This is a genomic window from Haloarcula sp. MBLA0138, assembly GCF_055632455.1.
On the sequence record NZ_CM145746.1, the window covers coordinates 2,369,212 to 2,384,082 of the forward strand.

Here is a 14,871-nt window from a genome sequence, read left to right on the forward strand (position 1 = left end):
TCAATCATAATGATATATCGTGAAAAATAATATAACAGTTCGGGACACGTGGGGAGTATGGCTCGGCGGGAAGCCGGCCCCGAACGGGGTCGACGGGCGGTATTACGAGGTATCGGCGCGGGTGGAATCGCGGCGCTTGCCGGCTGTTCGGGGGGCGGCGGTTCGGCCGGCGAGTCGACGGGGACAGCACTCGGCAACGCCCCGGTGACCGGCGAGACGGTGACGTTCGGGTTCACGGTGCCAAACACCGGCCCCTACAGCGCCGAGGGGGAGGACGAACTCAGGGGGTACCGGCTCGCTGTCGAACACCTCAACGAGGGCGGGGGCTGGGTCGGGAACAGCACCTACCAGTCGCTGTCGGGCGACGGCGTCCTCGGGAAGACCGTCGAGTACGTCAGCGGGGACACACAGACCGACGCCGACGTGGCGGCGGAGTTGGCCGCGGACATGGTCGAAAACGACGGCGTGGTGATGCTCTCGGGCGGGTCGTCGAGTTCGGTCGCCATCGCCATCCAGCAGGTCGCACAGGCCGAGCGCGTCCCGTTTATGGCGTGTCTCACCCACTCGAACGACACGACGGGGGCGGACTGCGTCCGGTACGGCTTCCGGGAGATGTTCAACGCCTACATGTCGGCGCAGGCGCTCCGTCCGGTGTTGGTCGAGAAGGTCGGCGAGACGGCGTCGTTCTACCAACTGTTCGCGGACTACACGTGGGGCCAGACGGTCCAGTCCTCTATCGCGTCGACGATGCGGGACGCCGGCTGGACACAGCAGGCGTCGGTCCCGACGCGGCTGGGAACGTCGGACTACCGCTCGCTGCTCGACGAGGTCGCCGCGGCCGACCCGGACGTGCTGTTTCTGGACCACTACGGGCTCGACGCGGCCCGGTCGATACGACAGGCCGACCGGACGCTCTCCGACGACATCCAGATAGTCGTGCCGCTGTACAACCAGTTGGTCGCGGAGAACGCCAGCGCCCACATCGCGGACACCTACGGGACCATCGCGTGGGACACGAGCATCGACACGCCGCTGTCGAACGCCTTCACCGACGCGTTCCAAGCGAAGTACGGGCCGGACACGTACCCCTCGGGGCCGGCCCAACTCGCCTACGGGCAGACGCTGCAGTTCGCTGCGGCGGCCGAACGGGCCGGAAGCTTCGACCCGGCGGCGGTAGCGCGGACGCTGGAGGGCCACGAGTACGCGATGGGGATGGGGGCCGAGACGATGCGGGCCTGCGACCATCAGGCCATCCGGCCCGTCCCGGTCGTCCGGGGGCTCCCGGCCGACCAGCAGGCGGCGGGCCAGTACTACGAACTGGTCACCGTGACCCGCGATGTCGGCTACGGCTGCCAGAGCGGGCCGGCCAGCGAGTGTACGCTCGGGCCGTACGGCGACGAGTCCTGAGCGCCGCCGGCGCTGGGAGCGTGCGCGGACGGCGAGCACGGCCCCGGCCCGCGCGGGCCGGGACGCGAACGCGGAAAACGAGTCGACGGAGCGGTGGACACGAGCGTGCTCCGTCGGGGTGCCGCGCGACCGCTTCGGGGGGCGCGGCGGACCCCCGCTACGCCAGCAGTTCCGGCGCGGCGTCGTAGGGCACCCCCTGTGTCACCTCGGCCGGCGCGTTCGCCTCGGGCGCGGACTCGCCGGCGTCGCTTCGTTCGGGCATCGTCAGTCGTCCGCCGAGATGGGCTGGCCCTCGGCGTCGGTCGGGGCCGGGCTCTCGCCGTCGTCGAACGGATACCACGACTGCTTGCCGTCGGCGAGACAGGGGTCCTCGTACCCCTCGACCTCGCCGGGTTCGGCCAGTTCGACGATGGTCTCGTGGCCGGTGGCGTCGACCCACTCGCGGAAGGTCTGGCCCTCCGAGCGGAGCGCGGCGTAGGCCTCGACGATGTTGGCTATCATTCCCGGCACCTCGTCGGCCGGGACCCGCTGGCGGACCCACTCGATGAAAGAGGGGTCCTCGCCGATGCCGCCGCCGACGCCAACGTCCATCGCCTCGACCATCTGGCCGTCCTTCCGGGCGCGCATCCCCTGCAGGCCGATGTCGGCGGTCATCGCCTGCCCGCAGTCGGCCGTACAGCCCGAGAAGTGCATCTTGATGCGGTCCACGTCGTCGGGCACGTCGACGTTCTCGCCGAGCCAGCGCAGTAAGCGTGCCATCCGCGCCTTCGTCTCGGTCAGCGCGAGCGAGCAGAACTCCGTCCCGGTACAGGCCATCGCCCCCTGCACGAACGGGTTGGGCTCCGGCGTGTACGTCTCCAGCAACGGCTCGGCCAGCAGGTCGTCGAGCCGGTCGTCGGGCACGTCCATCACTAGCGGGTTCTGCCGGCGGCTGAGCCGGACCTCGCCGGAGCCGTACTCGTCGGCGAGGTCGGCCAGCGCGATGGCGTCCTCGGCCGGCATGCGGCCCACGGGGACCGAGAGCCCGACGTAGTTCCGGCCGTCCCGCTGGTCGTAGACGCCGACGTGGTCGTGTGCGCCCCGCTCGGTGGGCTTGCCGGCGTTGTAGGTGTACTCCCCGCGGAAGTCCGTCCCCGCGGACTCGAACTCGAAATCCAGTCGCTCGTCGAGTTCCTCGCGGATGGCGTCGGTCCCGAGTTCGTCGACGAAGAAGCGCGCGCGGTTCTTCGAGCGGTTCTGTCGGTTCCCCTCCTCGTGGTAGAACTCGACGAACGCCCGCACCGTCTCGACGGCGTGTTCCGGCCGGACGAACAGGTCCAGCGGCCGGGCCTCGCGGGGTTCGCGCCCGCCCAGCCCGCCGCCGACGCGGACGTTGAACCCCGCTATCTCCTCGCCGTCGACGAACTTGTGTGCGGGCTCCAGCCCGATGTCGTTGATGCTGTCCTGCGCACATCCCTGTCGACAGCCCGTGACGGAGATGTTGAACTTCCGGGGCATGTTACAGAGGTCGTCGTCCTCCCGGATGGTCTCCTGAATCTCGTCGAGCAGGCCGCGGGACTCGACGTACTCCTCGGCCTTGCCGGCGACCGGACAGCCCGAGATGTTGCGCATGGTGTCCCCGCCGGCCGAGCGCGAGGAGACGCCCACCGCCTCGAGTTTCTCCCAGATTTCGGGGATGTCCTCCAGCTTCAGCCAGTGGAGTTGGATGGACTGGCGGGTCGTGAAGTCAACCCAGCCGTTGCCGAACTCGGGGTTCTCGGCGGGGCCGTTCGCGTAGTCGCGGGCGACTTCGCCGATGGCCCGCAGTTGGCCCGGGTCGAGTTCGCCGCCGCAGTTGGTGAGCCGCATCATGAAGTACGACTCCTGCCCGCCGCGATGGTGGAAGACGCCCCAGAACTTGAACCGCGAGAACCACGCCTCGCGCTCGTCCTCGGGGATGGACTCCCAGCCCTGCTGGGCGAACTCCTCTAATTTCTCGCGGACCTCGTCGCCGTACAGCTCGCCCTTGACGTCCTCTTTCTTGTGCGCCATCGTCAGCGACCCCCAGTAGTTACAGAATGTTTCGTTTTTTCCGATATGCTGCGTCGCATGTGGTATCTCTCTCGTTTTACCTTCATATCTAGTATCTTGATAAGGCTATTCGTTAACGAACTCGGATATATTCACGAGCAGATTGACAATCCACCGAACCGGGTTCAGAGCGGGGGCGTCTCGGGGGCGGTCTTGAACATCGTCCACCGTCCGTGCCTCAGTCGGACGTTCGTCCACCCGGTGGGACGCTCAGTCGTCGCCGCTCGTGACCGTCTCCGAGCCGGGGCTATCGCCGACGAAGCCGGCGGTGTTGGCGACTTCCGCGACCTCCGGCCGGAACACCCACGCGGCCAGCAACACGATGGGGACCATCGAGGCGGCGACGACGGAGTAGCCCAGATGGAGGTTCGCCAGCCACGGCGCGGAGTAGATCAGCGGGTAGACGATACCGCCGACCGTCCCGATGCCGCCGACGACGCCGGCGACCGCGCCGGAACTGTTGGGGAACATCGCGGGCACCATAGCGAAGATGGAGCCCTCGGCGAAGGCACACGCCGTGCCGACGAGGAAGCCGACGACGACGGCGTTCATCAGGACGCCCGACAGCCCCGCCATCGTCATGGCGACCATCGTCACGACGATGAAACACAGCGTGACGAACGTCCACTGCTCGCGGTACCGGCCTTCGAAGAACGGCAGGATGTCCTTCTCCTTTCGGGCCAGCAGGTCGCTGACGTAGCCGCCGATGGGCCGCAAGAGACCGGCCGCGACGGAGAACGTCGCGGCGAACGTGCTGGCGACGACGAGATTGTCCTGATTGAACGCCTCGCGGTAGTAGGTGGCGAGCCAGCCGTTCATCGAGAGTTCGAGGCCGAACGACATCACGTACGCCAGCGCGAGGACGACGGTGCCGTAGCGGGTGGCCGTGTATATCCAGTCCTTGAGGCTCGCGTTGTCCTTGGTGGCCTGGCGCTTCTCCTCGCTCTTTGCGGCCTCGCCCAGCGTGTAGTAGGCCACGGCGAGGAAGATGGAGACGACGCCGGTGTAGAAGAAGGCCGCGCGCCAGTTCGTCGAGAACAGCGGGCCGCTCCACCCGGTTCCGAACACCCGCGGGAGGACGAGCGCGCCGCCCGCGGCCCCGGCGTTCCCGACGCCGGCGTAGATGCCCTCGGCCAGTCCGAGGTTCTCCTCCTCGAACCACTCGGCGACGTGTTGGATGCCGATGACGAAGGTGATGCCCGCCGTGGCGACGATGAGCCGCGTCACGAAGAACAGCGAGTAGTCCTGTACGAACGCGCTCGCCATCGAGAACACGCCGACGTACGCCAACACGATGGCGAAGATGGTCGGCGCGCCGAACTTATCCGAGAGCCACCCGGTCACCATCCGGCCGAAGGGGGCCATCCAGATGGCCGAACTGGCGAGGATGCCGATTTCGGCCGTCGTGAGGCCGAACTCCTCGGCCATCGGCCCCGTGAACGGGGCGAAGGAGAACCAGATGAGAAAGGAGAAGTTGAACCCGATGGTCGCCAACAGCAGCGTCCGGTACTTCGTCATCCGGATCAGCCCCATAGGGACACCTCCGGACGGACGGACGAGCGTTCGACTTCGCGCTCCGAGGGTGGTATTTCATTAACTTTACTTCCATATTCTGCTACGTTCGACCACATTGCTTCGTCAAAGCCCAATGAATTAAGGGACTAAAACGATATCCGTTTACAAAACTTCAATTATTGGCCGTTCCCCGGACGAGCGGACAGTGGGGCGGCCACCGGACTGGTCCCGACGCCGTTTTTTCCCAACGTGAACCATATCCGGTCCCGAGTGTGCAATCGTCAATCGGGTCGGCCGGGAGTCCGGCGCGCGCGACCACGAGCGCACTCACCGGCGAGCGTCGGGACGGTCCGTACGCTGGGTGATGAGGCCTCCGCGGCCGCCGTCGGTCGGTTTCGTGTCCGACCCTACCGAGCCAATATTTTCGGACAACGAAAGGGTTATTCGGATAATCCTCCCACGATATTGTGGGAATAGTTTAGAATAATGTACAGACTTGGTCAGATTCGCCGCCGCGCGCCGTACTCGGTCACCGAGACGCGGACGGGCGTCACCGCGACCCGCAGCGAGGAGCCGTCGGGCGGGGGGCGTCACCGGCGATGAGCCAGTGGAAGCCGACGACCTGCATGCGCTGTGCCGTCGGCTGCGGACAGCATCAGCGCGGCGTCGACGAGGGGTACGGTGTCGACAAGGTCCGGGGGAACTACCGTCACCCCGCGACGAACGGCCTCTCGTGTGAGCGGGGTATCCGAGAGACGGAGAACCCCCAAGGAGAGTGGCTCACACAGCCGCTGGTCCGGCGCGGGGACCGGCTCCGGCCCGCGACGTGGGAGACGGCGCTGGGCGTCGTCGCCGCGCAGTTCATCCAAGCCATCGCCGACGACCCGGACAGCGTCGCGGTGCTGGGCAGCGGCCAGCAGACCAACGAGGCCGCCTACGCGCTCGGGAAGGTCGCCCGCGGAGCCATCGGCACGCGCAACTTCGACGCGAACACGACGCTGTGTATGGCCTCCGCGGTGACGGCCTACTACGACGCCTTCGGCAGCGACGCGCCGCCCTGTACCTACGACGACATTCCGAAAGCCGACACTCACGTCGTCTGGGGCGCGAACCCCGCGGCCGCCCACCCCGTGTTGTACCGCTGGATTCTCGACAGCGCCGCCGAGTCGGGGGGCCGCCTCGTCGTCGTCGACCCCGTCGAGAGCGAGACGGCCGAGGACGCCGACCACCACGTCCAGCCGGCACCGGGTACGGACCTCGAACTCGCCCGGGCGGTGCTCGCACACGTAGTCGAGACCGACCGGGTCGACGAGGCCTTCGTCGACGAGTACACCGAGGGGTACGAGCGGCTGGTCGAGTCGCTGCCGGCGGTCGAGACGGCCGCGGCGACGGCCGAGGTGTCCGTCGACACCGTCGCGGAACTGGCCGCGGCCTTCGACGCGTCCACGCTGCTGTACTGGGGGATGGGCGTCAACCAGAGCACCAACGGCACCGACGCCGCGCGGACGCTGATAAACCTCTGTCTGGCGACGGGAAACATGGGTCCCGGGAGCGGCCCGTTCTCGCTGACGGGACAGGCCAACTCGATGGGGGCGCGGGTCTGTGCCTCGAAGGGGACGTGGCCCGGCCACCGTGCGTTCACCGACCGTGCGAACCGGGAACTGGTCGCCGAGGAGTGGGACGTGCCGCTGAGCCGGCTCCCGGCCTCGACCGGCCCCGGGCCGGTCGGCATCGTCGACCGGATAAACCGGGGCCACGTCGACGCCTGCTGGACGGTGGCGACCAACCCCGTCGCGGGGATGCCCCACGCGAGCACCGTCAAGCGCGCCCTCGACGACGTATTTCTGGTCGTGCAGGACGTGTTCCGGTCCGAGACCGTCGAACACGCCGACGTGGTGTTGCCGGCGGCGACGTGGGGGGAGAGCGAGGGGACCGTGATGAACATGGAGCGGCGCGTCTCCAGAGTCACCGCGGTCAGCGACCTCGTCGACACGGTCCGGCAGGACCTCGATATCATCGCGGCGATAGGGAACCGCATCGAGTCGGGCCTGTTCGACGAGCCCCCGCTGGAGCCGGCGTCGGTCTTCGACGAACTGCGCGGGCTCACCGAGGGGACGCCGGCGGACCTCTCGGGCATCTCCTACGAGCGCCTCGACGCGGAACTGGCCGTGCGGTGGCCGGCCCCGGACGCCGAGAGCGCGGGCGGCTACCGTTACCACGACGCCGGCGACGACGGCGAGTGGTCGTTCCCGACCGAGTCGGGATTGGCGCGGTTCGAGACGGCGAGCTACGAGGGACTGCCCGAGACCACCGACCCGAACTACCCCCTGCTCCTGACGACCGGACGGCGGCCGGGCGCGTACAACACGGGCGTCCGGAACCGCGAGCAGACCGCCGACGTGCCGAGCGCGCGCATCCACCCGGAGACCGTCGGCCAGTACGTCGACCTGCTGGACCGCGGCCGGACCGTCGTCGAGTCCCGCCGGGGACGGGTCACCGTCGACCTCGCGCCCGACGACAGCATCCCGACGGGGGCCATCTGGATGGACATCCACCACCCCGCGGTCAACGAGTTGACGCTGCCCGCGGTCGACCCCGATTCCAACGAACCCAACTTCAAGCAGTGCGCCGTGCGGCTGGCACCGCCCGAGAAGTCGCCACCGGTGACCCGCGACGGCGTCCCGCGGACCGGGATGGTCGACAGCGGGTGAGTCGTCAGGTCGAGCGCGAGCGCCGCCGGCCGGTGGCGCTGTCGACCCGGCGGGCCGGTGACGGCCCCCTGACGGTGCCCGTCGAGAGCCGGTCGAGCAGGTCCCTGACCGTCCCCGCGTCGAGCCGTAGCGTCGTGTCGGCGGCCTCGACGAGCGGCCCGGTGCGGTAGGCCCCGGCCAGCGGGCGGGGCTGGCCGTCGACCAGCGGGACGGCACCGTCGTCCTCGACCGCCTCGAACAGCCGCGCGACGAGCCGCGGCCGGACGAACAGCATCTCCGGCGTCGTCACGAGCGTCCGCCGGGCGCGGGCCATCCGACAGCCGGACCGGATGCACGCGACCCGTCCCGCGTCGGGGACGTGCGTCCCGGCGAGCCGGCAGTCGTCGGGCAGCGCCGCCGAGAGCGCGTCGCGATGACCGGCCCGACAGCCGACGACCACCTCGTCGACGGCCGGCGCGACCCGCTCGACGGCCCGCCCCAGCGACGCCGCCTCGGCTGTCGTCGGGTCGCCCTCGCAGTCGGCGAGGACGACGGCCGAGCGCATCTCAGGCCCCCCGTTTTGCTACCGCCGCTCTGTCACATCTTCCACACGTTGCTCCCGTCGGGTCCGCCCGTGGATTCGCACCGGTCGGCACGGACCACTCGGGGAGAGAAGCGGCAGCGGCAGTCGACGCCGGTTCGGCAGTTCTGAGAGGGGCCGTCATACGTAGTTATAGTGGTCAACTGGGCAGTTATTAACTGTACTGCTTGTTATACTGCCAGTATTATCTCCTTATTGTGACCATACAACCAATAGAGAGTGGCGAGCGCGGTCGCGGCAACGGCGGATGGACGAACGGTCACCGACCGGACCGACGCCGCCGCGTGGGGCCGGCGGTTCAGAAGCCGGACTTCCCGCGTGGCAACGAGTCGGCGTCGGGCGTCCGGTCGAGCGACTCCACGAACTCGGTGGCAAAGCGCGACTGGCCGACAATCACCTCGGCGTTTCGCTTGAACGGCTCCCAGACCTCCCGCACCCGCTCGATTTCGTCACGGATGGCCTCCGGGGCTGGTTTCAGTCGAGTATCGCGGTGGACGCCACCCCGCTCCAGCGCCCCCAGCGCGTGGTCGTACTCCTCGACGTACGATTCGAGGTCCGCTTTGGCGTCACGGACGGCGGTCGAGTTCTCGCCGGCCCGTTCGTTGCGGGCGAGAAACAGCGTCGTCTTGGCGATGCGCTGGCTCAACATCCGCTGACGGCCGGCGATGTTCACCTCGTCGGTGTACTCGCCATCGCACTCCGTGTACGCGACGACGACGCTGTCGCTCCGGGCGAGCAGTTCCTCGTTGGTTGTCTCGACGTGAGCGACCGCGTCCTCGTACTCGGGGTTGGTCAACGCGCGGTGTTCCGCGTCTGTCCCCGCGGTCCCGACCCGGAACGTGTCGACACTCCGTGACAGCTCCATCACGAGGTCGTCAAGTTCACTCGTCCGGTCGGCGATACCGCCGAGGGCGTCGGTCTGTGTCGCAGTCGCCTCGGAAACCGCCGCCGCCTCGGTCGCGGTCTGCTCGCTGAGCGTCGTCACCTCGTCGACCATCGCCGCGACCTGCTGTGCCGTGTCGGCCTGTTGGTCGGTCGCGTCGCTTATGGACTGGACGCCGGCGTTGGCGTCGGTGACGTGGTCGGATATCTCCGTCAAGGCGTCGAGTCCGTCCGTGATCGCGTCAGTGCCCTCCTCGACGGCCGCCCCCATCGCGCGGACGTCGTCGGCAACGTCGTCGGTCGTGCCTCGGACCTCCGAGACGATGCCTGCAGCCTCTTCGGTCGCCCGCTGTGTCTCCTCGGCCAGCTCCTTGACCTCGTCGGCGACGACCGCGAACCCGCTCCCGGCCTCGCCGGCCCGGGCCGCCTCGATGGAGGCGTTCAGCGCGAGGACGTTGGTCTGTTCGGCGATGTCGTCGATGAGTTCGACGATGTCCTCTATCTCCGCGACGGCCGATTCGAGGCGGTCGATCTCGTCGACAGTCGAGTCAGTCTGTGTCTCCAGTTCCTGCATCGTCTCCAGCGAGCGGTGTGCGAGGTCGGCCCCCTGTTCGGCCCGGCGCGCCGCCTCCTGTGACCGCTCCGCGACCTCGTCGGAGGAGGAGGCGATCTCCTCGACGGTCGCAGAGAGGTCCGTGAGGTCGTCGGCCGCCGTGGTCAGTCGGTCGGTCTGACGGGTCGCGTCGTCCGCGATGTCCGTGACCGACTCGTCTACCTCCTCACTGGCGTCTTGGACCTCCGCTGTCCGTTCGGATATCCGTTCGGTCGAGGTCGCGACCTCGGCACCGAACGACTTTATCTCCATCACCGCGCCTTCGAGCTCGCGCAGCATCGCGTTTATCGACCCCGCCAGCTCCGCCGCGGTCTCGTTGTGATACTCGGAATCGAGACGAACGGTCAGGTCCCCGTCTGCGGCCTGTTGAACAGTGTCGTCGATGTCCGCGACCGCTCGTTCGAGGGACTCGCTACCGGTCATCGGGGTAGAGTACCGGATTCCGTGCAATAGTACTACGTCAACGCGCAGATGTTGCCAACGTACGCGATATTCTGGATGTTTCTGCCACTCCAACGAAGAATAGAGAACAATCGTAAATTACGAGCCGGCGCAGTTCAGTCGTCGGCTTCCGCGGCCACGCCGGCGGCGACCGTGGTCTCGGGGGCGACCAGTCGGACGGCGCACTGCTTGAAGTTGGGCTCTTTCGACTGCGGGTCCCGGTCCGAGAGCGTCAGCCGGTTCGTCGCCGGGTGGTGGATGGGGAGCCACACCATCCCCTCGGGGACGCCCTCGTCGCGGTCGACGCGGGCCGTCGCGGCCCCGCGGCGGGAGGCGACGGTGACCCGGTCGTCGTCGACGGCGGCGCTGTGGGCCGCCACGGTGTCGGGGTGGACGCGGGCGACCAGTTCGCCGCTCGCGCCGCCCCGCGAGCGGACGCCGGTGTTGTAGCCGTCGGCCTCCCGGGCGGTCGTCAACACGAGCGGGTAGTCGTCGTCGGTGGGTTCGGGGAGAGAGCCCTGCCGGCCGGTCGAGAACGCGGCCTTGCCCGAGGCCGTCGGGAACGACCACGACTCGGCGTCGTCGGCGTCGTGGTAGCGGTAGCCGCCCGCGCTCTCGGCGTCCGGGGCCGGCCACCGCACGGCGTGGGCGTCCTCCAGTCGCTCGTAGGAGATGCCCGAGCAGTCCGCGACGGTCCCCTCGGTCAGGCCGGCGAACTCGTCGAAGACGGCGGCGGGGTCGGGCGAGGTGTCGCCGACGAGGTCCGGAAAGAGTCGCGCACCCAGCGTGGCGACGATGTCGAGATCCGGACGGACGCCGCCGGGGACCTCGGTCGCCGCCCGCACCCGGGAGATGGTCCGCTCCATGTTCGTCGTCGTCCCCTCGCTCTCCCCCCACGTCGCCGCCGGCAACACCACGTCGGCGACGGCGGTCGTCTCGGTGTGGAAGGCGTCCTGTGCCACGACGAAGGCGTCCTCCAGCGCCCCGCGGGCGGCGTCGGCGTCGGGCATCCCGGCGACGGGGTTGGTCGCCACCGCCCAGACCGCCGCCGGCCCGTCTTCGAGGATACCGACCGGGCCGGGACCGGGGTCGTCGGGGAGGCGGTCGACCGGCATCCCCCACTCCTCGGCGACGACCCGGCGGTGGTCGGGGTCCTCGAACGCCCGCTGGCCGGGCCACGTCCCCTTCGAGGAGCAGACGCGGGTCCCCATCGAGTTGGCCTGCCCCGTCAGCGAGAACGGGCCGCCGCCGGGCCGGAGGTTGCCGGTGGCGAGCGTCAGGTCGATGAGCGCCCGGGCGGTCTCGGTCCCTTGGACGTGCTGATTGACGCCCATCCCCCAGTAGACGAGCGCGCGGTGGTCGAGGGCGTCGGCGAGCAGGTCCACGTCGGCCATCTCGACGCCGGCCTCGTCGGCAGCCGCCTCGGCGTCGGGCAGCGCCGCCAACAGCGCCTCGAACCCCTCGGTGGCCGCGTCGACGAACGCCTCGTCGACCCGGTCGGTCTCGACGATGCGGGCGAGGACGGCCCGGGCGAGCGCGAGGTCCTTGCCGGGAGCGGGCGCGACGTGGTGCTCGGCGTTCTCCGCGGTCTCCGAGCGCACCGGGTCGACGACGACGATGGCCGCGTCGTCCTCGTCGGCCGCGCGGCGAATCCAGCGGTACATCACGGGGTGGGCGACCGCGGGGTTCGCGCCCCAGACGACGTGGCGCTCGGTGTCCTCGATGTCGGCGTAGGTACAGGGCGGCGCGTCGCTGCCGAAGGCCTGATAGTACGCGGTGACGGCCGAGGCCATACACAGCGTCGTGTTCGCGTCGTAGTTCCGGGTCCCGAACCCGCCACGGGCGACCTTCCCGAGCAGGTAGGCGGCCTCGTTGGTCTGCTGGCCGCTACCCAGTACGGCAACCGCGTCGGGGTCTCGCTCGTGGGCCTCCCGCAGGCCCTCGACGGCATGGGCGAGTGCCACGTCCCACGTCGTCTGGCGCAGTTCCCCGTCGCTGCGGACCAGCGGCCGCGTGAGCCAGTCGCCGTCCGGGTCCTTGCTCTCGCGGATGCCGCGGGCACACGCCAGCCCCTGATTGACCGGGTGGGCCGCGTCGCCGCGGGCCACGTCGATGCCGTACCCCACGTCCGCGGCGCGGTGCATGTGTCCGCAGCCGACGGCACAGCGCATGCAGGTCGTCGGCGTCCAGTCGCTCACGCCACACCACGCGCCGACCGGGCGCACGTCCGTCCGACCACAGTACCGTGTCGAAGACGTTCGGCTAGCATTTCACTATCTAACTGAATGAACACCCACTACAAAACGGTATCCCTTGACGAAAGCGTATCTTTGGGCAGTATAGAGAATCATCCGGTCACGCGGGCGCGCGTCGAGCGGGCGAGCGGGGCGCACGCCCCGGCGGCCCCGAACCGCGACCCGTCACCTTCTTTCAGACCGGGGCCGAACGGGCGGCCATGAACCACGAGCAGTCGCGCGACCTGTACGACCGGGCGCTGTCGGTCATGCCCGGCGGCGTCAACTCCTCGGTCCGGGCGGTCAGACCCTACCCCTTCTTCGTCGAGCGCGGCGACGGCGGCCACGTGATAGACGCCGACGGGAACCGCTACCTCGACTTCGTGATGGGCTATGGCCCCCTTCTGCTGGGTCACGACCTGCCCGAACAGGTCCAGTCGGCGGTACAGCGCCGGGCCGCCGAGGGGCCGATGTACGGCGCGCCCACGGAGGTCGAAGTCGAACTCGCCGAGTTCGTCGCGCGCCACGTCCCCAGCGTCGAGATGCTGCGCTTCGTCAACAGCGGGACCGAGGCGACCGTCTCCGCGGTCCGGTTGGCCCGCGGCTACACCGGCCGGGACAAGATAGTCGTGATGCAGGGCGGGTACCACGGCGCACAGGAGTCGACGCTGGTCGAGGGCGAGGGCGACCACACCGCCCCGTCCAGCCCCGGCATCCCCGAGAGCTTCGCCGAGCACACGCTGACGGTGCCGTTCAACGACGCCGAGGCCGCCCGCGAGGTGTTCGCCGAACACGGCGACGACATCGCCGCCGTCCTCACCGAGCCGATACTGGGCAACTACGGCATCGTCCACCCGGTCGAGGGGTACCACGAGACCCTGCGGGAACTGTGTGACGACCACGGCTCGCTGCTGATATTCGACGAGGTCATCACCGGCTTCCGCGTCGGCGGCCTCCAGTGCGCACAGGGGAAGTTCGGTATCACTCCCGACGTCACCACGTTCGGGAAGATAGTCGGCGGCGGCTTCCCGGTGGGTGCCATCGGCGGGAAAAGCGAGATAATCGAGTCGTTCACCCCCGCCGGCGACGTGTTCCAGTCGGGCACTTTCTCGGGCCATCCCGTGACGATGGCCGCCGGGCTGGAGACGCTGCGGTATGCAGCTGAACACGACGTATACGACCACGTGAACGGGCTCGGCGAGCGCCTGCGGTCGGGCCTGCAGGACATCGTCGAGGACCGCGCCCCCGAGTACACCGTCGTCGGGACGGACTCGATGTTCAAGCTCGTGTTCACCCGCGAGGGTCCCGATACCTTCGACGGACACTGCGAGGCCGGCTGCCGGCAACGCGAGGCCTGCCCACGGTTCGACCACTGCCCGAAGAACGGCGACGACATCGCGCAGGCCGAGACCGAGCGCTGGGAGCGGTTGTTCTGGCCCGCGATGAAAGAGCAGGGCGTCTTCCTCACGGCGAACCAGTTCGAGTCACAGTTCATCTGCGACGCCCACACAGAGGAAGACATAGAGGATGCCCTCGAAGCGTACAAAGAGGCGATATGACGTGTCGGACGACGACATCGCGCTCTCGGAGAAGCGGATGTACGGCGAGAAACGCCCCGAGACCCACGCCTTCGTCGCGTCGGGGCTGGGCGTCACCCGCGTCGAGACGGCCGGCGGGCAGATAGGACGGTTCTCGCTGGTCGAACGCTGTACCGCCCGCGACGCCGCGGCGGCCAACGGCGAGGCGGCGGTCGCCACCGACGAGTCCGTCCTCGTGTTGACCGCCGACGGGTTCGAACCGACCGGCTTCGGCCCCGCGACGGCCGTCGGCTACGACGACGCCGGCCTCGTCGCGGCCGGTCCGGACGGGCACGTCGCTCGCTACGACGGCGGCTGGACGACGCTGGGTACCGTCGGGGACGTGCGGGCCATCGACGGCGGCCTGCTCGCCGCGGCCGACGGCGTCTACGCGCTGTCCGACTGCGAGTACCGCGGCCTCTCGGACGTGCGCGACGTGGCCACGGGCTACGCGGCCGCCGCCGACGGCCTCTACGCCCACGAGGGCGGCGAGTGGACCGAGGCGCGCAGCGGCGAACACACCGCGGTAGCCGCCGACGGCGGCCGGGTCCACGCGGCCGACGCGGAGGGCCTCGTCGAGTCTACCGGGACCGGGTGGGACCGCTGTGCGCTCCCGGTCGCGGAGCGCGTCGTCGACGTGACCCACGGCGACGACACCTACGCCGTCACGGCCGCGGGCACCTTCCTCGTCGCCACCGACGCCGAGTCGACGGCCGACGGGCGTGGCGGGTGGCGACGGCGCTCGCTGGGCGTCCCCGACGTTGTCGGCGTCGCCGTGGTGTAGGACCGGGGCCGCCGGCGTGGCGTGACGGCGGGAATCGAAAAGCCGTTTACCACGGCC

Annotated in this window: 9 protein-coding genes; 4 read left to right on the forward strand and 5 right to left on the reverse strand. The window is 69.1% G+C overall.

Annotation, left to right across the window (positions count from 1 at the left end; all coding sequences use genetic code 11):
- The first annotated feature begins 57 nt into the window (after window positions 1-57).
- On the forward strand, window positions 58-1,407 hold the full coding sequence (locus tag ACV7JO_RS12640; protein ID WP_470353767.1) for a substrate-binding protein: 1,350 nt from the start codon (window positions 58-60) through the stop codon (window positions 1,405-1,407).
- A 264-nt stretch (window positions 1,408-1,671) separates the two neighbouring features.
- Here ACV7JO_RS12640 and ACV7JO_RS12645 read toward each other — a convergent pair whose 3' ends face one another.
- Window positions 1,672-3,438 carry a nitrite/sulfite reductase gene (locus tag ACV7JO_RS12645; RefSeq protein WP_470353768.1) on the reverse strand — a complete coding sequence of 589 codons (1,767 nt, stop codon included), beginning with the start codon at window positions 3,436-3,438 and terminating at the stop codon, window positions 1,672-1,674.
- A 249-nt stretch (window positions 3,439-3,687) separates the two neighbouring features.
- Window positions 3,688-5,010: an MFS transporter gene (locus ACV7JO_RS12650; RefSeq protein WP_470353769.1), complete on the reverse strand. Its 1,323-nt coding sequence runs from the start codon at window positions 5,008-5,010 to the stop codon at window positions 3,688-3,690.
- Window positions 5,011-5,591: 581 nt separating this feature from the next.
- On the opposite strand from ACV7JO_RS12650, the gene nasA (ACV7JO_RS12655) reads away from it, so the two are divergent.
- Complete coding sequence (nasA, locus tag ACV7JO_RS12655) at window positions 5,592-7,703, forward strand: assimilatory nitrate reductase NasA (RefSeq protein WP_470353770.1); 2,112 nt, start codon at window positions 5,592-5,594, stop codon at window positions 7,701-7,703.
- A 4-nt stretch (window positions 7,704-7,707) separates the two neighbouring features.
- On the opposite strand, the gene ACV7JO_RS12660 is transcribed toward nasA (ACV7JO_RS12655), so the two are convergent.
- From ACV7JO_RS12660 to nasA (ACV7JO_RS12670), 3 genes are all read right to left on the reverse strand, one after another.
- A complete protein-coding gene (locus tag ACV7JO_RS12660) occupies window positions 7,708-8,247 on the reverse strand; it encodes an NTP transferase domain-containing protein (protein WP_470353771.1) in 540 nt (179 codons plus the stop codon).
- Between the two features lie 334 nt (window positions 8,248-8,581).
- Window positions 8,582-10,201, reverse strand: a complete 1,620-nt coding sequence (locus tag ACV7JO_RS12665; protein ID WP_470353772.1) for a methyl-accepting chemotaxis protein — start codon at window positions 10,199-10,201, stop codon at window positions 8,582-8,584.
- Between the two features lie 134 nt (window positions 10,202-10,335).
- Window positions 10,336-12,390: an assimilatory nitrate reductase NasA gene (nasA, locus tag ACV7JO_RS12670; protein WP_470355781.1), complete on the reverse strand. Its 2,055-nt coding sequence runs from the start codon at window positions 12,388-12,390 to the stop codon at window positions 10,336-10,338.
- 284 nt (window positions 12,391-12,674) lie between these two features.
- Here nasA (ACV7JO_RS12670) and hemL point away from each other — a divergent pair, with 284 nt between their 5' ends.
- Both hemL and ACV7JO_RS12680 read left to right on the forward strand, forming a co-directional pair.
- A complete protein-coding gene (gene hemL, locus ACV7JO_RS12675) occupies window positions 12,675-14,012 on the forward strand; it encodes a glutamate-1-semialdehyde 2,1-aminomutase (RefSeq protein WP_470353773.1) in 1,338 nt (445 codons plus the stop codon).
- A gap of 1 nt (window position 14,013) precedes the next feature.
- Entirely contained in the window at window positions 14,014-14,814 is an 801-nt protein-coding gene (locus ACV7JO_RS12680) for an HVO_0234 family beta-propeller protein (protein ID WP_470353774.1), read from the forward strand.
- Window positions 14,815-14,871: the final 57 nt, after the last annotated feature.